The organism is Pseudomonas sp. O39 (genome assembly GCF_045447295.1).
Taxonomy (GTDB): Bacteria; Pseudomonadota; Gammaproteobacteria; order Pseudomonadales; family Pseudomonadaceae; genus Aquipseudomonas; species Aquipseudomonas antarctica_A.
In genome coordinates, this window is record NZ_JBJGXV010000013.1 from 132004 (window position 1) to 155051 (window position 23048).

Annotated in this window: 26 protein-coding genes and 1 pseudogene; 18 read left to right on the plus strand and 9 right to left on the minus strand. The window is 62.2% G+C overall.

Annotated features, from left to right (window positions below; genetic code table 11):
* Window positions 1–59 precede the first annotated feature (59 nt).
* On the plus strand, window positions 60–599 hold the full coding sequence (gene moaB, locus ACI77D_RS17955; RefSeq protein ID WP_056857153.1) for a molybdenum cofactor biosynthesis protein B: 540 nt from the start codon (window positions 60–62) through the stop codon (window positions 597–599).
* Window positions 592–1809: a gephyrin-like molybdotransferase Glp gene (glp, locus tag ACI77D_RS17960; protein WP_407017164.1), complete on the plus strand. Its 1218-nt coding sequence runs from the start codon at window positions 592–594 to the stop codon at window positions 1807–1809. Before moaB ends, glp begins: the two co-directional genes overlap by 8 nt.
* Before the next feature lie 131 nt (window positions 1810–1940).
* Here the strand turns inward: glp and ACI77D_RS17965 are convergent, their stop codons facing one another.
* Entirely contained in the window at window positions 1941–2270 is a 330-nt protein-coding gene (locus ACI77D_RS17965; protein ID WP_053255183.1) for an EscU/YscU/HrcU family type III secretion system export apparatus switch protein, read from the minus strand.
* On the minus strand, window positions 2267–3844 hold the full coding sequence (locus ACI77D_RS17970) for a flagellar hook-length control protein FliK (RefSeq protein ID WP_064451567.1): 1578 nt from the start codon (window positions 3842–3844) through the stop codon (window positions 2267–2269). Before ACI77D_RS17970 ends, ACI77D_RS17965 begins: the two co-directional genes overlap by 4 nt.
* A 200-nt stretch (window positions 3845–4044) precedes the next feature.
* On the opposite strand from ACI77D_RS17970, the gene ccmA reads away from it, so the two are divergent.
* The 12 genes and pseudogenes from ccmA to ACI77D_RS18030 form a co-directional block, all read left to right on the plus strand.
* Window positions 4045–4680: a cytochrome c biogenesis heme-transporting ATPase CcmA gene (gene ccmA, locus ACI77D_RS17975; protein WP_407017165.1), complete on the plus strand. Its 636-nt coding sequence runs from the start codon at window positions 4045–4047 to the stop codon at window positions 4678–4680.
* Entirely contained in the window at window positions 4677–5345 is a 669-nt protein-coding gene (ccmB, locus tag ACI77D_RS17980; protein WP_064451569.1) for a heme exporter protein CcmB, read from the plus strand. Before ccmA ends, ccmB begins: the two co-directional genes overlap by 4 nt.
* 81 nt (window positions 5346–5426) lie before the next feature.
* Window positions 5427–6182, plus strand: a complete 756-nt coding sequence (locus ACI77D_RS17985; protein WP_064451570.1) for a heme ABC transporter permease — start codon at window positions 5427–5429, stop codon at window positions 6180–6182.
* The gene (gene ccmD, locus ACI77D_RS17990) at window positions 6179–6355 is read left to right on the plus strand and encodes a heme exporter protein CcmD (RefSeq protein WP_407017166.1); all 177 of its coding nucleotides are present in this window, start codon (window positions 6179–6181) and stop codon (window positions 6353–6355) included. The genes ACI77D_RS17985 and ccmD overlap by 4 nt, the downstream gene beginning before the upstream one ends.
* Entirely contained in the window at window positions 6352–6819 is a 468-nt protein-coding gene (gene ccmE / locus ACI77D_RS17995) for a cytochrome c maturation protein CcmE (RefSeq protein WP_221294298.1), read from the plus strand. Before ccmD ends, ccmE begins: the two co-directional genes overlap by 4 nt.
* Window positions 6820–6822: 3 nt before the next feature.
* A complete protein-coding gene (locus ACI77D_RS18000) occupies window positions 6823–8811 on the plus strand; it encodes a heme lyase CcmF/NrfE family subunit (RefSeq protein ID WP_064451572.1) in 1989 nt (662 codons plus the stop codon).
* Window positions 8808–9344 carry a DsbE family thiol:disulfide interchange protein gene (locus ACI77D_RS18005; RefSeq protein ID WP_128590345.1) on the plus strand — a complete coding sequence of 179 codons (537 nt, stop codon included), beginning with the start codon at window positions 8808–8810 and terminating at the stop codon, window positions 9342–9344. Before ACI77D_RS18000 ends, ACI77D_RS18005 begins: the two co-directional genes overlap by 4 nt.
* A complete protein-coding gene (locus ACI77D_RS18010; RefSeq protein WP_064451574.1) occupies window positions 9341–9814 on the plus strand; it encodes a cytochrome c-type biogenesis protein in 474 nt (157 codons plus the stop codon). The genes ACI77D_RS18005 and ACI77D_RS18010 overlap by 4 nt, the downstream gene beginning before the upstream one ends.
* Window positions 9807–10991 (plus strand): c-type cytochrome biogenesis protein CcmI, encoded by a 1185-nt coding sequence (ccmI, locus tag ACI77D_RS18015; protein WP_064451575.1) that lies wholly within the window; start codon window positions 9807–9809, stop codon window positions 10989–10991. Before ACI77D_RS18010 ends, ccmI begins: the two co-directional genes overlap by 8 nt.
* Window positions 10992–11006: 15 nt before the next feature.
* Window positions 11007–11402, plus strand: a complete 396-nt coding sequence (locus tag ACI77D_RS18020; RefSeq protein ID WP_221294301.1) for a hypothetical protein — start codon at window positions 11007–11009, stop codon at window positions 11400–11402.
* A 433-nt stretch (window positions 11403–11835) separates the two neighbouring features.
* The gene (gene phnN, locus ACI77D_RS18025; protein ID WP_407017167.1) at window positions 11836–12414 is read left to right on the plus strand and encodes a phosphonate metabolism protein/1,5-bisphosphokinase (PRPP-forming) PhnN; all 579 of its coding nucleotides are present in this window, start codon (window positions 11836–11838) and stop codon (window positions 12412–12414) included.
* Window positions 12399–12485 (plus strand): annotated as a pseudogene (locus tag ACI77D_RS18030) (phosphonate metabolism protein PhnP); the annotation flags it as partial. The gene phnN and the pseudogene ACI77D_RS18030, both read left to right, overlap by 16 nt.
* A gap of 79 nt (window positions 12486–12564) precedes the next feature.
* Here the strand turns inward: ACI77D_RS18030 and ACI77D_RS18035 are convergent.
* Complete coding sequence (locus tag ACI77D_RS18035) at window positions 12565–13260, minus strand: helix-turn-helix transcriptional regulator (protein ID WP_064451577.1); 696 nt, start codon at window positions 13258–13260, stop codon at window positions 12565–12567.
* Window positions 13261–13335: 75 nt separating this feature from the next.
* Between ACI77D_RS18035 and ACI77D_RS18040 the strand changes: the two genes are divergently transcribed.
* The 3 genes from ACI77D_RS18040 to ACI77D_RS18050 all read left to right on the plus strand — a co-directional run bounded on the left by ACI77D_RS18040 (window position 13336) and on the right by ACI77D_RS18050 (window position 15196).
* On the plus strand, window positions 13336–14457 hold the full coding sequence (locus ACI77D_RS18040; protein WP_064451578.1) for a cytochrome P450: 1122 nt from the start codon (window positions 13336–13338) through the stop codon (window positions 14455–14457).
* A gap of 134 nt (window positions 14458–14591) precedes the next feature.
* The gene (locus ACI77D_RS18045; RefSeq protein ID WP_064451579.1) at window positions 14592–14780 is read left to right on the plus strand and encodes a type II toxin-antitoxin system HicA family toxin; all 189 of its coding nucleotides are present in this window, start codon (window positions 14592–14594) and stop codon (window positions 14778–14780) included.
* 11 nt (window positions 14781–14791) lie between these two features.
* Window positions 14792–15196 (plus strand): type II toxin-antitoxin system HicB family antitoxin, encoded by a 405-nt coding sequence (locus ACI77D_RS18050; RefSeq protein WP_064451580.1) that lies wholly within the window; start codon window positions 14792–14794, stop codon window positions 15194–15196.
* Between the two features lie 6 nt (window positions 15197–15202).
* On the opposite strand, the gene ACI77D_RS18055 is transcribed toward ACI77D_RS18050, so the two are convergent.
* Window positions 15203–16399: an MFS transporter gene (locus ACI77D_RS18055; RefSeq protein ID WP_082895853.1), complete on the minus strand. Its 1197-nt coding sequence runs from the start codon at window positions 16397–16399 to the stop codon at window positions 15203–15205.
* A gap of 178 nt (window positions 16400–16577) precedes the next feature.
* Here ACI77D_RS18055 and ACI77D_RS18060 point away from each other — a divergent pair, with 178 nt between their 5' ends.
* The gene (locus tag ACI77D_RS18060; RefSeq protein WP_064454889.1) at window positions 16578–17192 is read left to right on the plus strand and encodes a DUF5666 domain-containing protein; all 615 of its coding nucleotides are present in this window, start codon (window positions 16578–16580) and stop codon (window positions 17190–17192) included.
* A gap of 134 nt (window positions 17193–17326) precedes the next feature.
* Here the strand turns inward: ACI77D_RS18060 and ACI77D_RS18065 are convergent, their stop codons facing one another.
* The 5 genes from ACI77D_RS18065 to ACI77D_RS18085 form a co-directional block, all read right to left on the minus strand.
* Window positions 17327–18331, minus strand: coding sequence for a sulfate ABC transporter substrate-binding protein (locus ACI77D_RS18065; RefSeq protein WP_064451582.1), 1005 nt, complete (start codon window positions 18329–18331; stop codon window positions 17327–17329).
* A gap of 105 nt (window positions 18332–18436) precedes the next feature.
* Window positions 18437–19261: an ion transporter gene (locus ACI77D_RS18070; RefSeq protein WP_407017168.1), complete on the minus strand. Its 825-nt coding sequence runs from the start codon at window positions 19259–19261 to the stop codon at window positions 18437–18439.
* Between the two features lie 31 nt (window positions 19262–19292).
* Entirely contained in the window at window positions 19293–20165 is an 873-nt protein-coding gene (locus ACI77D_RS18075; protein WP_407017169.1) for an urea transporter, read from the minus strand.
* Between the two features lie 121 nt (window positions 20166–20286).
* A complete protein-coding gene (gene pyk / locus ACI77D_RS18080; protein ID WP_064451585.1) occupies window positions 20287–21702 on the minus strand; it encodes a pyruvate kinase in 1416 nt (471 codons plus the stop codon).
* Window positions 21692–22972: a glycerate kinase gene (locus tag ACI77D_RS18085; RefSeq protein WP_064451586.1), complete on the minus strand. Its 1281-nt coding sequence runs from the start codon at window positions 22970–22972 to the stop codon at window positions 21692–21694. The genes pyk and ACI77D_RS18085 overlap by 11 nt, the downstream gene beginning before the upstream one ends.
* Window positions 22973–23048 lie beyond the last annotated feature (76 nt).

A 23048-nucleotide genomic window follows, 5' to 3' on the forward strand; every position in this document is an offset into this window, starting at 1 on the left:
AGGTAAATAGGGCCCTGTGATATAACATCGGGCTGTTCCTTCGACAACCGGACCGAGCCATGAAAGCCAAGGCTGATGCGCCCTTTGTACCCCTGAATATCGCTGTACTGACCGTCAGCGACACCCGCACCCTGGACACCGACACCTCGGGCCAGGTCTTCGTCGACCGCCTGACCGCCGCCGGCCACAACCTGGCCGAGCGCGTGCTGCTCAAGGACGACCTCTACAAAATTCGCGCCCAAGTCGCCCACTGGATCGCCGAAGACGTGGTGCAAGTGGTGCTGATCACCGGTGGCACCGGCTTCACCGGCCGTGACAGCACGCCCGAAGCGGTGAGCTGCCTGCTGGACAAGCAAGTCGATGGGTTTGGCGAACTGTTCCGCCAGATCTCGGTGGCCGATATCGGCACCTCCACCGTGCAATCGCGCGCCCTGGCCGGCCTGGCCAATGGCACGCTGGTATGTTGCCTGCCAGGTTCGACCAATGCGGTGCGCACAGGCTGGGATGGCATCCTTGCCGAGCAACTGGATAACCGCCACCGCCCGTGCAACTTCGTTCCCCACCTGAAGCAGGCCGAACCCTGCGAATCCCGTGGATAAGCCCGGTAAAACCGGCGCTTTGCTGCCGGTGGAAGACGCGTTGCGCCAACTGCTGGACATGGCCGAAGCCGCGCCGATCCGTGAGCAGGACGTGCTGCCTCTGGGCGGGTGCGATGGCCGTGTGCTGGCGCAAGACCTCATCTCCACCCTCGATCTGCCGCCCTGGCCCAACAGCGCCATGGACGGCTACGCCCTGCGGCTGTCGGACTGGAATGGCGAGCCCTTGCCCGTCAGCCAGCGCATCTTCGCCGGCCAGGCGCCGCAGCCATTGGCGCAAGGCACTTGCGCGCGCATCTTTACCGGCGCCCCGGTGCCCGAAGGTGCGGACTGTGTAGAGATGCAGGAAAACGCCGTGGTCCACGCCGACGAACGCGTGGGCTTCTCCGAACCCTTGCAGGTCAACCAGAACATCCGCCCCCAAGGCCAGGAAACCACCGTCGGCGAGTGTGTATTAACCGCCGGCACCCGGCTCGGCCCGATCGAGCTGGGCCTGGCTGCGTCCCTCGGCCATGACCGCCTGAGTGTGGTGCGCCGCGTGCGCGTGGCCGTGCTGTCCACCGGTGACGAGCTGATCGAGCCGGGCTTGCCGCTGGGCCCGGGGCAAATCTACAACAGCAATCGCCGTGTGCTGTGCAGCTGGCTTGCGCGGATGGGCTGTGAAGTGATCGATGCCGGGATTCTGCCGGATGATCTGGAAAAAACCCGCACACGCCTGGCCGATTTGGGCAGTGTCGACTTGATTCTGTCGACCGGTGGCGTGTCGGTGGGCGAGGCGGACTTCCTCGGCATCGCCCTGCGCGAAGAGGGTGAGCTGGCCTTGTGGAAGCTGGCGATCAAACCGGGAAAACCGCTGACCTTCGGCCATTTTCGTGGCGTGCCGGTGATCGGCCTGCCGGGCAACCCGGCCTCGACTCTGGTGACCTTCGCGCTGCTGGCCCGCCCTTATCTGCTGCGCCGCCAAGGTGTGCAGGACGTGGCGCCGCTGCGTTTCGAAGTGCCGGTGGGCTTCACCTGGCCCAAGCCGGGCAATCGCCGCGAGTATCTGCGCGGGCGTATCGAGCAGGGCAAAGCAATCATCTACCGCAACCAGAGTTCCGGCGTGCTGCGCAGCGCGGCGTGGGCCGAGGGGTTTGTGGAGGTGTTGGAGGGAACGACGTTGGCATTGGGGGATCGAGTCAACTTCATCCCCCTGAGTGAAGTCCTGAACTGACAATAGAGAGCTAAATGTGGGAGCTGGCTTGCCTGCGATGGCGATGTGTCAGCTTGCTTATCTGGAACAGGTGTACCGCTATCGCAGGCAAGCCAGCTCCCACATTTTGGATTATGTATTTCTGAGACTTTTCAGTAATCGTCGCCACGCTCCGTCACATCCCGCTCCACCGGCTCGGCATTCGGGTCATACCCCACCGGGAACTTGCCTTTGAGTGTCCAGGCGAACGCAATGATCTCCGCCACCGTGCGGTACAACTCCTCCGGGATACTGTCCCCCAATTCCATGCGCGCCAGCAGCTTCACCAGCTCCGCGTTCTCATAGATCGGCACTTCATTTTCCCGCGCCAACTTCAAAATGGCTTCGGCCAGGGCATCGTCGCCCTTGGCTGTCAGGGTCGGTGCTTGCTGGCCGTCATACTTGAGGGCAATCGCCTGGCGCGGTGGGGTTGGGTTTTTCATGCGGTTTCATCCACCCAGCGTTGCTCCAGTCCGGTGCGTGGCCCGCGTGGCGGGGTGCCGAGGTGGCAATCCAGGTCGCCGACATTGAGACCCGAGGTCACCAGGCGCTCGCGTAAGTTGCCCAAGTGGCTTTCGATCAAACTGGCGGTAAAGGGCCGAGTCGCCCACAACTGGCTGGACAGTTTGCCCTGTGTCAGTTGCGCCTGAACCTGCAGCGGCCCGAGCGGCTCCATGTCGAACGCCAGCTCGACGCGCCAGAGCATCTGCTTGGGGTCTTTTTTGTCTTTGCGCTCGGGCTGGTCCTTGTCCGGCGTGGGTTCTTCGCGCTGGAACTTGACCTGCAATGGCACGATGTCCTGCAAGGTGCGCATGGGGATTTCCAACTGCCAGGTGGTCTGCAGCCGGCCGTCGGCCGTGGTGCCGGTCTGCTCCAGGCTCGACAGCTGGTGGCTCTGCAAGCGTGAAATCGCCCCGGCTGCCAGGCGCAGCAGGTTTTCCAGGTCGCTTTCGCCTTCCAGGCGCTGCATCAACCGATCCGGCAGCGGAAACCCAGCGGGTGCTTGCCGGGCGCTGATCTGGCCGAGCGTACTCAGCGGGTTGCGCACGAAGTTCGGCAGCACCTGGGCCAGGGTATTGGCGGCGAGGATGGCGTTGAGGTTGGTGCCGGTGGGCAGGGCCGGCACCAGCTCGGCGACCAGGCGCAGCAGTGCGCCTTTCATGTCCAGCGGGGGAATTTGCGGATTTTGCCCGACCAACAACTTGGCTTCAAGAAACGCGCCGCTGTTCTGGACCAATTGCGCCAGGACCTTGGGATTGCTGACTTGTGCCAGGTCTGGCAGGGCCGCCAGCAAACGCGCGGCGGCGGCGCGCAGGTCGGTGGAGGTGCTGTCATCAGCGGGCAAGTTTTGCAAGGCAGTAAAGACCACGTCCAGCGAACCCTGGCGGCTTTGCTGGGTCGAGAGTTGTTGCGCGACGGCCAATTGATCCTTAAGCCCGCTTAACGGCACGAAATTCAAGGTTTGCGCATTCTGCACCACGGCGCTGAGTAAACTGCCGACCCGCAGTGGCTGCGGGCTTTCCAGGGTCAGCGTCGTCCCGGCGAGGGCGTTATTGAGCACCGTCACCAGCGAGCGATAGATCGCCGGTTGCGTCGCGCCCTGCGGCAGCATCTGGGTGGTCAGCACCTTGGCCTGCAGCAGCGTGCCTTCCGGCATTTGCGTGGTGTCGATACGGGTGAGGGCGGCCACATTGGCACTCAAGGCTTGCTGCAAGGTAATGGTCAGGTTGCCTGTCGGCGTCTGGCTCACCGCCACGTTGCTGCCCAGCGGCAATGGTTGCGCGCTGCTGGCTTGCACCAGGGTCTGGCGGCCGCCTTCGAGGGTCAACTTGAGCAACAGTTGAAACGCGTCGCCGCCTTGTTTAAGCGCAATCACCTCGGCGTTTACAGTTTTCCCAGGGTCGATCAAGCCGGTCTGCGGCTCCAGCAGTTTGAGCAACTCACCGGTCGGGGGCAGCGGGGCTGGCCCGGTGGCCGGGGCAGGAGGCAGCGTAGGAAGGTTGATCTCACCGGTCATCGTGCGCGTCGTCTCTGGGGAAATTGCCCTCTTTAGAGTAGGGCATCACATGTATAATGCCGCCCGTCTGCAAAGAGAGCGGTAAAAACCTCACAACTATTTGATCCAGCTCTCTAAAATCGGTCGCCAAAGCCGTTATTGTGCATCTCTCTATAACGGCCGCTGCACCGCCGACTTGAACCGTAAAGGCCCGCGATCTCTTGACCAGCCCTCTTCTTGAAGCCGTAGCGCTTGCCTGTGAACGCGACCTGCGGATGCTGTTCGAACACCTCGAACTGCGTCTGGCGGGCGGCGACATGGTGCAAATCAGCGGCCCGAACGGCAGCGGCAAAACCAGTTTGCTGCGCTTGCTGGCCGGGTTGATGCAGCCGACGGCAGGTGAGGTGCGACTCAACGGCAAGCCCCTCAACGAACAACGCACCGAACTCGCCCGCAACCTTATCTGGATCGGCCACGCCGCCGGGATCAAGGATGTGCTCACGCCCGAAGAAAACCTCAGTTGGCTCAGTGCCCTGCATCATCCGGCTTCCCGCGACGCCATCTGGCAAGCCCTGGCGGCGGTCGGCCTCAAGGGTTTCGAAGACGTGCCCTGTCATACGTTGTCCGCCGGGCAGCAACGCCGCGTGGCCCTGGCCCGTTTGTATCTGCCCGGCCCGCCGCTGTGGATTCTCGACGAACCGTTCACCGCCCTCGACAAACAGGGCGTGACTCAACTCGAAGCACACCTGGCCCGGCACTGTGAGCAGGGTGGGTTGGTGGTCCTCACGACTCACCACAGTCTGACGCACGTGCCTGCCGGTTACCGTGACATGGACTTGGGCCGGTGGTCGCTATGAGTGTGTTTGCCCTGTTGGTCGCCCGTGAAGCACGATTGCTGTGCCGTCGCCCGGCTGAATTGGCCAATCCGCTGGTGTTCTTCGCTATTGTCATCGCGTTGTTCCCGTTGGCGGTCGGCCCCGATACTAAACTGTTGCAAACCTTGTCCCCGGGGCTGGTGTGGGTGGCAGCGCTTTTGTCCGTCCTGCTCTCGCTGGATGGGCTGTTTCGCAGTGATTTCGAAGACGGTTCCCTGGAACAGTGGGTCCTTTCGTCGCACCCTTTGCCACTTCTGGTACTGGCAAAGGTACTGGCACACTGGGCTTTTTCCGGCTTGGCGCTAGTCTTGCTCTCGCCGCTGCTGGCGATGATGTTGGGCTTGCCCGTCGAATGCCTGCCGGTGTTGCTGTGTTCCTTGTTACTCGGTACGCCGGTGCTCAGCCTGTTGGGGGCGGTGGGCGCAGCGTTGACCGTCGGTTTGAAGCGGGGCGGCCTGTTACTGGCCCTGCTGATTCTGCCTTTGTATATCCCGGTGTTGATCCTGGGCAGCGGTGCTTTGCAAGCCGCGCTCATGGGCATGCCGGCGACGGGTTACCTCTTGTGGCTTGGCAGCCTGACCGCCCTGGCGGTAACCCTGACACCCTTTGCTATAGCGGCTGGCCTGAAGATCAGCGTCGGCGAATAATGAGGTCTGGTTAAGCGTTATTAACCAGTAAAGACCCTGAGTTTCTCGCAAAGACGAGAAACAACCGTGATGGAAACAGCAATGAACTGGACCTGGTTTCACAAGCTCGGCTCGCCCAAATGGTTTTACGGCATCAGCGGCAAGCTGCTGCCGTGGTTGAGCATCGCAGCCCTGTTGCTGATCGGCATCGGCCTGGTCTGGGGGCTGGCCTTCGCGCCGCCGGATTACCAGCAAGGCAACAGCTTTCGCATCATCTATATCCACGTGCCGGCCGCGATGCTGGCCCAGTCCTGTTACGTGATGCTGGCCGTGTGCGGCGTCGTCGGCCTTGTGTGGAAGATGAAGCTGGCCGACGTGGCCCTGCAATGCGCCGCCCCCATCGGCGCATGGATGACTGCCGTGGCGCTGGTCACCGGCGCGATCTGGGGCAAACCGACCTGGGGTTCATGGTGGGTGTGGGATGCGCGTCTCACGTCGATGCTGATCCTGCTGTTCCTGTACTTCGGCCTGATTGCCCTGGGTAACGCCATCAGTAACCGTGACAGCGCCGCCAAGGCCTGTGCGGTACTGGCCATCGTCGGCGTGATCAACATCCCGATCATCAAGTACTCGGTGGAGTGGTGGAACACCCTGCACCAGGGCGCCACCTTCACCCTCACCGAAAAACCGGCAATGCCCGTGGAAATGTGGGCGCCGCTGCTGCTGATGGTGCTGGGGTTCTACTGCTTCTTCGGCGCCGTGCTGCTGATGCGCATGCGCCTCGAGGTGCTCAAGCGTGAAGCCCGCGCCAGTTGGGTCAAGGCCGAAGTGCAAACCTGCCTGGGAGCGCGTGGATGAGTTTTGATTCTTTCAGTGATTTTCTCGCCATGGGCCATCATGGCCTGTATGTCTGGACGGCCTATGGCATCTGCCTGGCGGTGCTGGCCCTTAACGTCGCCGCGCCGATCCTGGCCCGCAAGCGTTACCTGCAACAAGAGGCGCGTCGTCTGCGCCGGGAGACCGAAAAGTGAATCCGCTGCGTAGAAAGCGTCTGTTGATCATCCTTGCCATCCTGGCCGGCGTGAGTATTGCCGTGGGCCTGGCGATGAGCGCCCTGCGGGAGAACATCAACCTGTTCTACACCCCAACCCAGATCGCCAACGGCGAAGCCCCGCTGGACACGCGCATTCGCGCCGGCGGCATGGTGGAGAAGGGCTCGCTGAAGCGTTCCGGCGATTCTCTGGACGTGACCTTCGTGGTCACCGACTTCAACAAGGCCGTCACCATTACCTATCGCGGCATCCTCCCGGACCTGTTCCGCGAGGGCCAGGGCATCGTCGCCCTGGGCAAGCTCAACGCTGAGGGTGTCGTGGTCGCCGATGAAGTGCTGGCCAAGCACGATGAGAAATACATGCCGCCGGAAGTTACCAAGGCGCTCAAAGACAGCGGCCAATCCGCCCCAGGCGCAACTTCACAGCCTGCCAAGGAGGGTTAAGCCATGACATCTGCACTGTTTATTCCGGAGCTGGGTCAGTTGGCGATGATCCTCGCCCTGTGCTTTGCCGTCGTCCAGGCCGTGGTGCCGTTGCTCGGTGCCTGGCGCGGCGACCGCCTGTGGATGAGCCTGGCCCAGCCGGCCGCCTGGGGCCAGTTTGCCTTCCTGGTGTTCGCGTTCGGTTGCCTGACCTACGCCTTTATGACTGACGACTTTTCCGTCGCCTATGTGGCCAATAACTCCAACAGCGCGCTGCCTTGGTACTACAAGTTCAGCGCCGTGTGGGGCGCCCACGAAGGCTCGTTGCTGCTGTGGGCGTTGATCCTCGGTGGCTGGACCTTCGCGGTGTCGGTGTTCTCGCGCCAATTGCCGCAAGTCATGCTGGCGCGGGTGCTGGCGGTGATGGGCATGATCAGCATCGGCTTCCTGCTGTTCCTGATCATGACCTCCAACCCGTTCAGCCGCATCCTGCCGCAGATCCCGGTAGACGGGCATGACCTCAACCCATTGCTGCAGGACATCGGTCTGATCGTGCACCCACCGATGCTCTACATGGGTTACGTCGGTTTCTCGGTGGCCTTCGCCTTCGCCATCGCCGCCTTGCTCGGCGGGCGCCTCGATGCCGCTTGGGCGCGCTGGTCGCGGCCGTGGACCATCGTCGCCTGGGCCTTCCTCGGTATTGGTATCACCTTGGGGTCATGGTGGGCCTATTACGAACTCGGCTGGGGCGGCTGGTGGTTCTGGGACCCGGTGGAAAACGCCTCGTTCATGCCATGGCTGGTCGGTACGGCGCTGATCCACTCGCTTGCCGTCACCGAAAAGCGCGGCGTGTTCAAGAGCTGGACCGTGTTGCTGGCCATCGCGGCGTTTTCCCTCAGCCTGCTCGGCACCTTCCTCGTGCGTTCGGGCGTGCTGACGTCGGTGCATGCGTTTGCGTCCGACCCTGAGCGCGGCGTATTCATCCTGATCTTCCTGCTGTTTGTAGTCGGCGGCTCACTTACCCTGTTCGCCCTGCGCGCGCCGGTGGTCAAGAGCCAGGTCGGTTTCAACCTTTGGTCGCGGGAGACCCTGCTGCTGGGCAATAACCTGGTGCTGGTGGTGGCCGCGTCGATGATTCTGCTCGGCACCCTTTACCCGCTGGTGCTGGATGCCTTGAGCGGCGCCAAGTTGTCCGTTGGCCCGCCGTATTTCAACGCGCTGTTTATTCCATTGATGGGCCTGTTGATGGTGGTCATGGCGGTCGGCATGCTGGTGCGCTGGAAAGACACCCCGGTGAAATGGCTGGCCGGCATGCTGATGCCAGTGCTGTTGGGCAGCGTGGCCCTGGCGGTGATCGCCGGGTTCGCTTACGGCGATTTCAACTGGGCGGTGCTCGCCACCTTCCTGCTCGCCGCCTGGGTGTTACTGGCCGGCGTGCGCGATATTGTCGACAAGACCCGTCACAAAGGCCTGATCAAAGGCTTGCCAACCTTGACCCGCAGCTATTGGGGCATGCAAATCGCCCACATCGGCATTGCCGTGTGCGCTCTGGGCGTGGTGCTCTCCAGCCAGAACAGCGCCGAGCGCGACCTGCGCCTGGCACCCGGCGAGTCCATGGACCTGGCCGGCTACCACTTCATCTTCGAAGGCGCCAAGCACTTCGAAGGCCCTAACTTTACCTCCGACAAAGGCACCATCCGTGTAGTGCGCAACGGCAAGGAAGTGGCCGTGTTGCATCCGGAAAAACGTCTGTACACCGTGCAGAGCTCAATGATGACCGAAGCCGGGATCGACGCCGGTTTCACCCGCGACCTCTATGTGGCGCTGGGTGAACCGCTGGGCGACGGCGCCTGGGCGGTGCGTGTGCACGTCAAACCGTTCGTGCGCTGGATCTGGTTCGGCGGTTTGCTCACCGGTTTTGGTGGTTTGCTGGCCGCGCTGGACCGGCGTTATCGGGTCAAGGTCAAGAGCCGGGTGCGCGAAGCCCTCGGCCTTTCAGGAGCGGCGGCATGAAGCGTTGGTTGATGGTGTTACCGCTGGCGGCCTTTTTGGTGGTGGCAGTGTTCCTGTATCGCGGGCTGTACCTGGACCCGGCCGAGTTGCCCTCGGCGATGATCGGCAAGCCCTTCCCGGCGTTCAGCCTGAAGACCGTGCAGGGTGACAAGACCCTGACCCAGGCCGACCTGTTGGGCAAACCGGCGCTGGTCAACGTGTGGGCGACCTGGTGCATCTCGTGCCGCGTCGAACACCCGGTGCTGAACAAATTGGCCGAGAAGGGCGTGGTGATCTACGGCATCAACTACAAGGACGACAATGCGGCGGCCTTGAAGTGGCTGGCGGAGTTCCACAACCCTTATCAATTGGACATTCGCGATGAAGACGGCAACCTCGGTTTGAACCTTGGCGTATACGGCGCCCCGGAAACCTTCTTTATCGATGCCAAGGGCGTGATCCGCGACAAGTACGTCGGCGTGATCGACGAAGTGGTCTGGCGCGAGCAATTGGCCGCCAAGTACCAGGCGCTGGTCGATGAGGCCAAGCCATGAAGCGTCTGTTAGCTGCTGCGGTGCTGGCGCTGGGATTGGCCGGCGTGGCCCACGCCGCCATCGACACCTACGAATTCGCCAAGGACGGTGACCGCGAGCGGTTTCGCGAACTGACCAAGGAACTGCGCTGCCCCAAGTGCCAGAACCAGGACATCGCCGACTCCAACGCGCCCATCGCCGCCGACTTGCGCAAAGAGATCTTCCGCATGCTGGGCGAGGGCAAGGACAACCAGCAGATCATCGACTTCATGGTCGACCGCTACGGTGATTTCGTGCGCTACAAACCGGCCCTCAACGGCAAGACCGCACTGCTCTGGTTCGGCCCCGCGGGGCTGTTGCTGGCCGGCGTGGTGGTCATGGCCGTGATTGTCCGCCGTCGTCGCGCCGCACCCACCGATGGGTCCGACGCACTATCCCCCGAAGAGCGCAAGCGCCTCGACCAATTGCTGGACACCAAGACTGATGATTGATTTTTGGCTCGCAGCAGGGTTGCTGCTCCTGATTGCCCTGAGTTTCCTGTTAATCCCTGTATTGCGCGGCCGCCGCGCCCAGCGTGAAGAGGATCGCACCGCGCTGAACGTGGCGCTCTACCAGGAACGCGTCGCCGAGCTGCAAGTGCAGCAGGACGAAGGCGTGCTGAATGCCGTGCAACTCGACACCGGCCGCGCCGAAGCGGCCCGCGAGCTGCTGGCCGACACCGAAGGCGTAGAAAAACCCCGCGAATCGCGCCTGGGCAAACCGCTGCCGTTTCTGGCGGCTTTCCTGGTGCCGGTGCTGGGCGTTGCGCTGTACCTGCATTACGGGGCAAGCGACAAGGTCGAACTGACCCGCGAATTCTCCCAGCCGCCGGTGTCCATGCAAGACATGACCCAGCGTCTGGAGCGTGCCGCCGCTGCCCAGCCGGACTCGCCGGAAGGCCTGTACTTCCTCGGCCGCGCCTATATGGCTCAGGACCGCTCGGCCGATGCGGCGAAAGTCTTCGAACGCACCGTGGCGTTGGCCGGTCGTCAGCCGGAACTGCTCGGCCAGTGGGCCCAGGCGCAGTACTTTGCCGACAACAAGCAATGGTCGCCCAAGGTGCAGGCGTTGACTGATGAAGCCTTGAAGCTGGACCCGAAGGAAGTTACCAGCCTTGGTTTGCTTGGCATTGCCGCCTTTGAAGGTCAGCGCTACCAAGAGGCAATCGACTACTGGAACCGCCTGTTGGCGCAATTGCCACCGGCAGATAATTCACGTGTCGCCCTGCAAGGCGGCATCGACCGCGCGGCGGAGAAGCTCAAGGAAAGCGGCGGTACCGTTGCGCAAAAAACCGTGATGAAAGTGCGTGTGGACCTGTCTGCCGAGGTGAAGGCCAAAGCCTTGCCAACCGATAGCGTGTTCATCTTCGCCCGTGCCGTAAACGGTCCGCCGGCGCCGTTGGCCGCCAAGCGCGTCACCGTTGCCGAACTGCCGGTCACTGTCGAACTGGGCGATGCTGACGCGATGATGCCGCAGTTGAAACTGTCGAACTTCCCCGAAGTCCAACTGGTTGCGCGCATATCCCGGGCCGGTCAACCGACCACTGGCGAATGGATCGGCCGCAGCCAACCCTTGGCCAGCAGCACCACTGCCTTGCAGACGCTGACCATCGACAGTCCGGACAAGTAAATCGAGGAAACGCCTATGACCGCTCTTGCACGCATCACCCTGCTCAGCCTCGTACTCGGCTTGAGCGCTTGTGCGGTCCACCGGCCACCTCCCGCGCCCACCGGCCCGACCATCCCACCGTCGGGCCCGTCGACTCAACCAAGCACCAAACCTTCCGGCCCGGTAACGCCACCGCCGAAGCCGCTGCCGAGCAAATCGCCGACCTTCGCCCCGCCACCGGGCGCCTCCAGCCACTGGGACGGCACGATGCAGGTGTATGTGCTGGACGAACAGCCCGACACCTTCTACCGCCAGCGCACCTACTACCGCTGGAGCAACGGCTGGAGCCGCTCCATCAGCCCGAACGGCCCGTGGGAAGAGACCGACGTGCACGGCGTGCCGCCGGGGTTGAGCAAGCAATACGCGCAATGACAAAAGGCGACCTTCGGGTCGCCTTTTTTATGGCCTTGAAATGTATTTATCCAAACACCGGAGATCAAATGTGGGAGCGGGCTTGCTCGCGAAAGCGCAGTGTCAGCCAGCCTATCAATCACTGACCCACCGCCTTCGCGAGCAAGCCCGCTCCCACCGTTTTGATCTTCTTCTGATCTGACATTTAGGCCTGCTCCACCCTCGTGCAAGATATTCCCTGATGTACACCCACTCACTGTGGGAGCTGGCTTGCCATCAAGCCACGGGATACTCCCGATTCAGCGCTTGATCCACCAACTGCACACCACAGAGATCGTAGGAAAAGTCGCGAAACTCCCCAGAGTTTGTTATCTGTATTCTTAATTCCCCGTCAACGAAATAGAGCTCAGTCCCGCATGCAACAAGTCTGGCGACAAGCAAAGAGAGGATGTTGATGGCAGGCAGGTTGATCTATCTCATCGGGCCATCGGGTTCGGGCAAGGACAGCCTGCTGGATGCCGCACGCCCACGGCTGGGCGAGCGCGGTTGTCGGATTGTGCGCCGGGTGATTACACGCTCGGCGGAAGCTGTGGGCGAAGCGGCGCAGGGCGTCAGCCCGGAGCAGTTTGCCGCGATGCAGGCCGAGGGCGCCTTTGCCCTCAGTTGGCAAGCCAATGGGTTGTCCTATGGCATTCCCAAAGGCATCGACGAGTGGCTGGCGGCAAGGGACGACGTGCTGGTCAATGGCTCGCGCGCGCACCTGGCGCAAACCCGCGAGCGCTACCCGACGGTGCTGGTATTGCTGTTGACGGTTGATCAGGCCGTACTGCGCCAGCGCCTGGTCGCGCGCGGGCGTGAGTCCCTGACGGACATCGAAGAACGTTTGGCGCGCAACGCGCGGTTCACCGCCGAGCTGATTGCCGGTCATGGCGCGGGGTTGTTCGTGCTGGATAACTCCGGCCCGCTGGAGCACACGGTCGAGCGTCTGCTGTGCTGTCTCGACCACGGGCACTCGAGCGGTTTGGTGAACTGAGCGTCAGCGCGTTGCCGTTGCAACACTCAACGCTGACCTTGGGTTATCTGCTGGAAGGCGAAGGGCGGCGCTTCGGCGCGAGTTGCCGTGGCATGTGACGGTGGCAGGGGATGGCCGAATTGTTTGAACACCGCATAGCCTGTGGGCGCTTTATTGTTCGCAGGTCTTTATTCCAAATCGGGCGGTGAAGGCCTTGCGCCCCTTGGCCGTCAACCCCAGCGCCCGACTGTCCAGGTCCTGGGTCACCCATTCACGGCGGATAACGCACTGCAAAAATGCTGCGCCCAACGCACCGGCCAGGTGTGGGCGGCGCATGCTCCAGTCCAGGCAGGCACAGGCAAAGCGCCGGCGCTGTGCGCGCAGTGCGGCGGTATCAACCCCGAGTTCTATCATCGCTGTTTCGCCGAGCGCAGTGAGCTGGTAGGTGCCGTCGCCCACCAGCCAACGGGACGCGATGAAGTGGTCATGCAGTTGCACGGCCAGTGTGCCCGCCATGTGGTCGTAACAGGTACGTGCGAACTGTAAACGACTGGGCGTGGTCGAGACGAACGCCGTGGTGGTCGTGCGGCTGATCACCATCAAGCCCTCGATAGCCTGGGCTACATGGGGGCCGGCCAGGCTGTAATAGCGATGGCGTCCCTGGCTGTGCAGCGTGAGCAAGCCATCGTGCTTGAGCCTGGCCAGGTGGGCGCTGGCGGTGGAGGTGCTGACCCCGGCAATCGCCGCCATCTCGGTGCTGGTGCGCGCATGGCCATCCATCAGCGCGCAGAGCATTTTTGTCCGCGCAGGTTCCGCAATCGCACCTGCGACGTGTGAGAGCGCCGCGTCATCGTCATGGGCGTGCATAGTTCGTTCCTGAGCGAATCATTGCCGTGTGGGAGGGCTGATAGTAACGCTTTCTTTGAGTACAGGACGTCCCGGATGACACCGTTGCAAGCTGCCACCCATGTTGATCCCTATCCGTATTACGCAGGCCTTCGGCGTAACCCTGAATTGATGTTCGATGCCGATCTTGGCCTATGGATCGCCAGCCGCGCCAGCACGGTCGAGGCGGTGCTGGCGCACCCCGACTGTCGCGTGCGCCCGCTTAACGAGCCGGTGCCCAAGAGCCTTGCACAAGGTGCGGCAGGCCAGGTTTTTGCGCGATTAATGCGTATGAACGAGGGGCAGGCTCATCGATGCCCGAGAGCGGCGGTTGAACCTGCGCTGGCGGGTGTGGGCGCGCAACCCATCGCAGACGTGGTCGGGCAGCTCATCGACAGCATGGGTAACCTCGACACCCTGATGTTCAGCTTACCTGTCTCGGTGGTTGCGGCGCTGTTGGGGTTTCAGGCGCAGCAGTTGGCGTCTGTCGCCGGGCTCACGCGGGACTTCGTCGCCTGCCTTTCACCGCTGAGCAGTGAACCCCAATTGCTTAAAGCGGATGCCGGCGCGTCTCGGCTGCGGCAGATGTTCAGTGACCTGCTGGAAGAAACAGCGCTGCTGGCCCACCTGCGTAGCGGCGATTGGCAAGACGCTGATGTATTGACTGCCAACCTGATCGGGCTGCTGTCGCAGACCTGCGAAGCCACCGCCGGCTTGATCGGTAATTCGCTGGTCATGCTCGCTCGGCGGCCTGATCTGGTGGATCGGATTCTGCACACGCCAGCCCTCGCACTGTCACTGGTGGAGGAGGTCGCCCGCTACGACTCGCCGGTGCAAAACACACGACGATTCGTCGCCGAGGACTGCACGATTGGCAACCGTGTCCTTGCAGCGGGGGATAGCATTTTGGTGCTGTTGGCGTGTGCCAATCGGGACGTTGAGGCAAACCCGAATCCCGACAGCTTTGAGCTTGAGCGCGCGCACCGGCGCCTCTTCAGTTTTGGTTCGGGGCGCCATCAGTGCCCTGGCCAACGCCTCGCGCTGAGCATTGCCTCGCAGGCCGTATCGGCCTTGTTGCATCGTCAGCCTGGCTTGCTGGCCGGCGCTGGCCGGTTCAGCTACTGGCCGTCACTTAACGGCCGTATCCCCAGGTTTCACGCGGCGGCGCTAAGCCAGTAACCCTTCTACACAGGGGTAAAACCACATGGGTTCAATATCCCGTAAAACAACCGCCAGTCAGGCTTACGCAATCTGTGCTTGAGTAAAGATAACTCTAGGGTTACTTTTATTCAGGCCAAGCCAAGGAGGCTGGGGTGCAAAGCAGGTTATTGATCAAGGCGCTGCAAGAGGCGGGCTGGGTGCTGGATAGGGTCACGGGCAGTCATCACATTTTCACTCACCGCTATAGCCCGTACACGATCCCGGTGCCGCACCCCAAGAAGGACCTGCCGTTGGGCACGGTCAGAAGTATCAGGAAGCGCGCCGGGCTGTTTCAGTTTTAAGGAGAGCACTCATGCAATACCCAATCTGTATCGAATGGGGCGATGACTTCACCGCCACCGGTATTCAGATCCCCGATATTCCAGGCGCTGTCACCGCCGGGGACAGTTTTGAAGAGGCGTACAACGCCGCTGTGGAAGTCGCGCACATCATGCTGCAAGAGATCGCGGCAGAGGGGGGCGTGATTCCGATGCCAACCTCAGTGGCCCATCATCATGCCCACGAAGACTACGCGGGGATGGGCTGGGGCATGCTGGAGTTGGACATCTCGCCCTATCTGGGCAAGACCGAGAAGGTCAATGTGACCTTGCCCGGTTATGTCATTCAGCGCATCGACCGCTATGTGCGCGAGCACAAGGTCAAAAGCCGCTCGTCATTTCTGGCGGACGCGGCGTTGGAGAAGTTGGTGCGCTCTTAGGAATACTCAGGCGGTCGCAACTGCGGTCTGCCGCGAGGTACTCAAAAACCGCAACAACGCCACCAGTGGGAACGCACTGCCCACCAGCATCACGCCCAACCAGCCGCCGTGTTCATACACGCTGCTGGCAATCGCCGAGCCAAACGCGCCGCCGATGAAGATGCTGGTCATGTACAGCGCGTTCAGGCGGCTACGGCTGTTGGCGTCGAGGGCGTAGATGGCGCGCTGGCCGAGGACCATGTTCATCTGCACGCAGAAGTCCAGGACCACACCGGTCACCGCCAGGCCAATCACGCTGTACAGCGGGTGCACCAAGGCTGGCAGGAAGCTCAACGCAGCAAACAGCATGGCCAGCAGCGAGGCGCGGTGCGTGTGGCCGGCGTCGGCGAGGCGCCCGGCGATGGGGGCGGCAATAGCGCCCAGGGCGCCGACCAGGGCAAACAGCGCGATCTCGCTTTGGCTCAGGCCGTGATTACGCGCCAGTTCCAACGGGGCAGCCGTCCAGAACAGGCTGAACGTGGCGAACATGCAGCCCTGGTAAAACGCCCGTTGGCGCAATACCGGTTGCTGGCGCAGCAGGGTGCCGAGTGAGCGCAGCAGTTGGCCGTAGCTGGCACTGTGGTCGGGTTGACGTTTGGGGATGGTCAGCAACAGGACCACGCTGATAAACGCCATCAACGCGGCTGCAGCCATGAACATCGCACGCCAGCCGAAATGGTCGGCCACGACGCTGGACACCGGCCGTGCCAGCAGGATACCGAGCAGCAGCCCGCCCATGATGCTGCCGACCACGCGGCCACGGGACTCGGCAGGCGCCAGGTGCGCGGCCAGCGGAATCAGAATTTGCACCGAGACGGAACTGAAACCGATCAGCAGTGACACCAGCAGGAACAGATTCGGTTGCTCGGTAAACGCTGCGCCCAACAGGCTGGCGATGGCCAGCACGGTGGTGGCAATCATCAGCTTGCGGTTTTCCAGCAGGTCGCCCAGCGGCACCAGGAAGAACAGGCCAAGCGCGTAGCCGATTTGCGTCAGCGACACAATCAGGCTGGCCATCGCCGGGGTCAGGCCGATGTCCGGCGCAATCAATTCGATGATCGGTTGGGCATAGTAGATGTTGGCCACAATGGCGCCGCAACAGAACGCAAACAACATCACCATGCCTCGGGTCATGGTGCTCGCAGCGGGTGGGGTAGCGTTCATGGCGTTCTCGTTAAAGCGAAGGAAGAAGGCGTGCGAGAGTAAAGACATCGCCGCGGCGGGAGTAGAGCGCTGGCAGTGATATCACTCATGCCGGAAATTAATGACTGAAACGTTAACTTTCGGGTCGAACGCCAATGATACATTCAGCCACAACTGCCGAAACAGGAAATCCACGTTCATGAAGATCACGTTGAACAAGATGCTCATGGCTTCAACCCTCGCCGCGGCCATGGCGATTGGCTTGGCCAATGCCGCTGAGGCCCCGCGTGTCGGTGTGCGCGGTGCCATCACCGCGATGGACGGCGACGCGATGCACGTCAAGGTCAGCAGCGGTGAGGACGTCACCGTGCACCTGACCAAGGCCACCCAGGTACGCGCCGTCACCCTGGCCAAGATCGATGAGATCAAGCCCGGCAGCTACATCGGTTCCGCTGCCATGCCCAACGCCGACGGCACCCTCACGGCCCTGGAAGTTCACGTGTTTCCACCGGCCATGGCCGGCACGGGCGACGGGCACCGCGCGTTTGACTTGAAAGAAGGCAGCAGCATGACCAACGGCACCGTCGGTGACCTGGTGGTCAGCCATGGGCGCACCCTGACCGTAAAATACAAAGGCGGCGAGCAGAAGATTGTGGTGCCGGATGATGTGCCGATCGTCAACCTGGAGCCGGGGGATCGCAGCTTGCTTAAACCGGGAGTGAAGGTGGTGTTGTTTGCGGCGCAAGCGGCGGATGGGACGATCACCGCCCAGGCGATTTCTGCCGGCAAGGATGGCGTGACGCCGCCGATGTAACTGGCTGGCAGAGAGCCCAATGTGGGAGCGGGCTTGCTCGCGAAGGCGGAGTGTCAGTCACCGAATCAATTGACTGAACCACCGCTTTCGCGAGCAAGCCCGCTCCCACTTTTTTTACCGTGTTTGTTCAGTTATTACTGACCGGAATAGATCTGGTCAAACACCCCACCATCATTGAAGTGGGTCTTCTGCACGGTGCGCCAGTCACCAAAGGTCTTCTCGACCGACAGGAAGTCGACTTTCGGGAAACGGTCCGTGTACTTGGCCAGCACCTGTGGGTCACGCGGGCGCAGGTAGTTGTTGGCCGCGATTTCCTGACCTTCCGGCGACCACAGGTATTTCAGGTAGTCCTCGGCGGCGACGCGGGTGCCTTTCTTCTCGACAACCTTGTCCACCACGGAAACCGGCGGCTCAGCCTCGGCAGAGACGCTTGGGTAGATCACTTCGAACTGATCACGGCCGAATTCACGGGCGATCATTTCCGCTTCGTTCTCAAAGGTCACCAGCACGTCGCCGATCTGGTTGGTCATGAACGTGGTGGTGGCGGCACGGCCGCCGGTGTCCAGCACCGGTGCGTGCTTGAACAACTCGCCGACGAATTTCTTCGCCTTGTCTTCGTCACCGCCGTTCTTCAGCACATAACCCCAGGCCGACAGGTAGGTGTAGCGGCCGTTACCCGAGGTTTTCGGGTTGGGCACGATCACTTGTACGCCATCCTTGAGCAGGTCCGGCCAGTCTTTCAGGGCTTTTGGGTTGCCTTTGCGCACGATAAACACCGTGGCGGAGGTGAACGGCGCGCTGTTGTTCGGCAGGCGGGTCACCCAGTTGTCCGGCACCAGTTTGCCGTTGTCCGCGAGGGCGTTGATGTCGGTGGCCATGTTCATGGTGATGACATCAGCCGGCAGGCCGTCGATCACTGAACGGGCTTGTTTGCTGGAGCCGCCGAAGGACATTTGCAGGGTCAGCTTGTCGTTCGGGTGCTCGGCTTCCCAGTGCTTCTGGAAGGCGGCGTTGTAGTCCTTGTAAAAGTCGCGCATGACGTCATACGAGACGTTGAGCAGCGTGACGGGGGCGGCCTGAACGGCGCCCGCCAGGGCAAGGCCGGCGGCCAGGAGAGACGCGCTAACAAGTTTTTTCACTGCTCATTCCTTGTTGTTCGAGAAGGTTGTTGATTGAGTGGGGGCAATTTGCCATCGACTATAGCCGGGCCCGCATAGACGTTTAAAGATTAAAACGAACTTTGCTTATTCCACTTTATGAAACAAGTTACTGCCACAGCGTGAGCAAAACGCCGCGTTGGGCTCGTGGCTGTCTTTCTTGCACACCGGGCAATCGTGTTGCAGTTGTTCACCGCGCATGGCACTTGCCAGCTCGGCGGTAAAAATCCCGGTGGGCACGGCGATGATCGAATAACCCGTGATCATCACCAGCGATGAAATCACCTGGCCCAGCGGGGTCTTCGGCACGATGTCGCCAAAGCCCACCGTGGTAAGGGTCACGATTGCCCAATAGATGCCCTTGGGAATGCTGGTAAACCCGTGTTCCGGGCCTTCAATCACGTACATCAAGGTGCCGAACACCGTCACCAGGGTGCACACGCTCAGCAGGAACACCACGATCTTCTGCTTGCTGCCGCGCAGCGCCGCCATCAAGTAGTTGGCTTGCTTGAGATACGGGCTGAGCTTGAGCACGCGGAAAATCCGCAGCATCCGAATGATGCGGATGATCAGCAGGTACTGCGCATCGCTGTAATACAGCGCAAGGATACCGGGCACGATAGCCAACAAATCCACCAGCCCATAAAAGCTGAAGGCATAGCGCATCGGCTTGGGCGAGCAATACAGCCGCAAGCCGTACTCGATGGCGAAGATCACCGTGAAGCCCCACTCGATATAGGCCAGCAGATTCGCGTAGTTCTGGTGAACCTGGTCGATGCTGTCGAGCATCACGATCACAATGCTGGCGAGGATGATCAGCAACAAAATGCCGTCAAAGCGGCGCCCGGCCGCTGTATCGCTTTGGAAAACCATGACGTAGAGGCGCTGACGCCAGTCGTTGTTACTGTCCATAAAACCCGCCTAAATCGAATATCGGGCAAGCCTAGGGGGATTCGAACGGGCTGTCCACGCGGGCTTTGAACAATCGCTGGCTGGCGCGTACCAGCCAGCAGGCGAGGATAAACGGCGCGGTCAGCGCCGGCAGTTGCAGGGCGCTGAACCCCGGCGTGAGCGTGATTGCCAGGCCGATGCCGAGCAGCGGCAACCAAGGCTGGCGGCGCGTCTGGCTCAACGCCAGCGCGGCCAATGCTGGGTTATAGCTGTGCAGGCCGAGAAGGGCGCTGCTGGTTTCGCCCATCAGCAGGGCGATCAGCACGCCGCTGGCGGCACCGATCAGCGCCCACAGCGCGGCACGACGGTCGGCCAGCAACAGCCCAAACGCAATCAGGGCGCCGGCCAGTGGCTGGTCCAGCAGCATGATTTGCGCGAGCCCGGTGAAGGGCGCAGTGAGCACGCTGAGGGTGTCGGGTTCGCTCAAGGTGAAGGTGCCTGCAGGCACTGTGCCCAGCAGCAACCAGGCGAGGCCGACAAAAGGCGCGGTATAGGCGGGCAAGTCATCCGCTTGCGTGGCATGTTTCAACCATTGGCGCGTGAGCATCGCACTCAAGCCGCCGCACGCCAGGATCAGCGGCGGCAACAAGGCCGACCAGGCGAAATGCTGGCTGATCAACAAGCCCAGTAGCACACCGTTATAGCTATAAAGGCCGGCCTGACGTTCAGCTTTGGGATAGCCCCGGCGCTGGGCCGTGAGCAAACCCGCCACACCACCCAACAACGCCCCGCCAAACAAGGCCGGGGCGCCGATCAGAATGGCCAGCAGGCACAGCAGGCCGCACAGCGGCTGGCGCTGCAGGAAGATCTGGCTGAAGCCATTGAGCAGGGCTTCGGCCCAGTCGGGGCAGGTTGGGTTGTGCATGGTGGTTTAGTCAGTGAGACCGAGTCGCCCCCAATCGCAGGCAAGCCAGCTCCCACATTTGAATGTATTGCACATTAAAATGTGGGAGTCGGGCTTGCCCGCGATGAGGCCCTTACAGGTGCTAAATCAACGTCTCGATGCGCAGCGAGTTGGTCGACCCCGGCTGCCCAAACGGCACCCCTGCGGTAATCACCAGCGTATCCCCGCGCTGCGCCATCCCTTGGGCCTGGGCAATTTCCAGCGCGGTGGAACACACCTCGTCCACCTGGCGCAGCCGATCATTGACCACCGAATGCACGCCCCACGCCACGCTCAAACGGCGGGCCGTGGACAGGTTCGGCGTAAGGTTGAGGATCGGTGCCACCGGCCGTTCCCGCGCCGCGCGCAGGCTGGAGCTGCCGGACTCGCTGTAGTTCACCAGCACCGCCACCGGCAGGATGCTGCTGATACGCCGGATCGCGCAGCTGATCGCGTCCGACACCGTGGCATCGGCCTTGGGCCGGCTCACGTCCAGTTGCGTCTGGTAATCCGGGCCGTTTTCCACCTGGCGGATGATTTTGCTCATCATCTGCACGGCTTCCAGCGGGTATTCGCCCGAGGCGGTTTCCGCCGACAGCATCACCGCGTCCGCGCCTTCGGCCACCGCATTGGCCACATCCGTCACTTCGGCGCGGGTCGGCGCCGGGGAAAAACGCATGGATTCGAGCATCTGCGTGGCCACGACCACCGGTTTGCCCAATTGGCGACAGGTGCTGATGATGTCTTTCTGGATTTGCGGCACGCTTTCGGCGGGCACTTCAACACCCAGGTCGCCTCTGGCCACCATGATCGCGTCGCTCAGTTCGGCGATTTCCTGCAGGCGTAGCACGGCTGAGGGTTTCTCGATCTTGGCCATCAAAAATGCCTTGTCGCCGATCAACTCGCGGGCCTCGCGGATATCTTCCGGGCGTTGCACGAATGACAGTGCCACCCAGTCCACGCCCAGCTCCAGGCCGAAGCTTAGGTCGCGGCGGTCTTTGGCGGTCAATGGGCTGAGTTCCAACAGGGCTTGTGGGACATTCACGCCTTTGCGGTCAGACAGTTCGCCGCCATTCAGCACGGTGGTGTCGATGGCCTCGGCATGTTTGGTGATGACGCGCAGACGCAACTTGCCGTCGTCCAGCAGCAGGTCCATGCCCGGCTCCAGCGCTGCAATGATTTCCGGGTGTGGCAGGTTGACCCGGCACTGATCGCCGGGTGTCGGGTCCAGGTCCAGGCGCAGGGCCTGGCCGCGCACCAGTTGCACCTTGCCCTCGGCAAAGCGCCCGACCCGCAGCTTCGGCCCTTGCAGGTCCATCAGAATGCCCAGCGGGTAATTCAGCTGGCGCTCCACTTGGCGAATCCACTGGTAGCGCTGGGCGTGATCGGCGTGGTCGCCGTGGCTGAAGTTGAGGCGGAAGATATTCACCCCGGCTTCCACCAACTCGCGGATGTCATCGATGCCGTCGGTGGCGGGGCCCAAGGTGGCGAGGATTTTGACCTTCTTGTCAGGCGTCATGGTTGGCAGTCTCAAGAATCAGAATGGCGCGGAAGTCATTGACGTTGGTGCGGGTCGGCTCGGTAACGATCAAACCGTCGAGCGCCGCGAAATAGCCGTAGCCATTGTTGTTGTCCAGTTCGTCACTGGCCGACAGGCCCAAGGCCTCGGCGCGGGCGTAGCTGGTCGGGGTCATGATCGCGCCGGCGTTGTCTTCCGAACCGTCGATGCCGTCGGTGTCACCGGCCAGGGCGTACACGCCGGGCAGGCCTTTGAGGCTGTCGGTCAGGCTCAGCAGGAATTCGGCGTTGCGCCCGCCACGGCCATTGCCGCGCACGGTGACGGTGGTTTCACCGCCGGACAGAATCACGCACGGCGCCGCCAATGGCTGGCCATGCTGCACGATCTGCCGAGCAATACCAGCGTGCACCTTGGCCACGTCCCGCGCTTCGCCTTCGAGGTCGCCGAGGATCAGCGGGCTGAACCCGGCCTGGCGTACTTTCACCGCCACCGCTTCCAGGGATTGCTGCGGGCGGGCGATTAACTGGAAGTGACTGCGGGCCAGCACCGGGTCGCCGGGTTTGACGGTTTCCGAAGCCGGGTTCTGCAACCAGCTGCGCACCGAGGCGGGCGCGTCGATGCCGTAGCGCTTGAGAATCGCCAGGGCTTGTTGCGACGTGCTCGGGTCGCCGACGGTGGGGCCGGAAGCGATGACGGTGGCCTGGTCGCCCGGCACGTCGGAAATCGCGTAGGTGTACACCGTCGCTGGCCATGCGGCCTTGGCCAATCGGCCGCCCTTGATGGCCGAGAGGTGTTTGCGCACGCAATTCATCTCGCCAATGGTCGCGCCGGATTTAAGCAGCGCTTTGTTGATGGCTTGCTTGTCGGCCAGGGTGATGCCTTCGGCGGGCAGGGCCAGCAAGGCCGAGCCACCGCCGGACAGCAGGAAAATCACGCGGTCGTCTTCGCCCAGGTTGCTGATCAGTTCCAGTACGCGCTTGGCCACCGCCAGGCCGGCGGCATCCGGCACCGGGTGGGCGGCTTCGACCACTTCGATTTTTTTGCACGGCGCGCCGTGGCCGTAGCGGGTGACCACCAGGCCGGTGACTTCGCCTTGCCAGCAGTTCTCGACGACGAGTGCCATGGCGGCCGCGGCTTTGCCGGCGCCGATCACGATCACACGGCCGCTGCGGTCAGCGGGCAGATAAGGTTCAAGGACATGCCGGGGGTGGGCGGCGTCGATGGCTGTGGCAAACAGCTCGCGAAGCAGGTGTTGCGGATCGACCGACATAAGCGGGCTCCCGGGGATTTTTGTTATTAGAGATGGATCAATTTCAGACTTGGAATGCAATCAAAGGTGGGAGCGG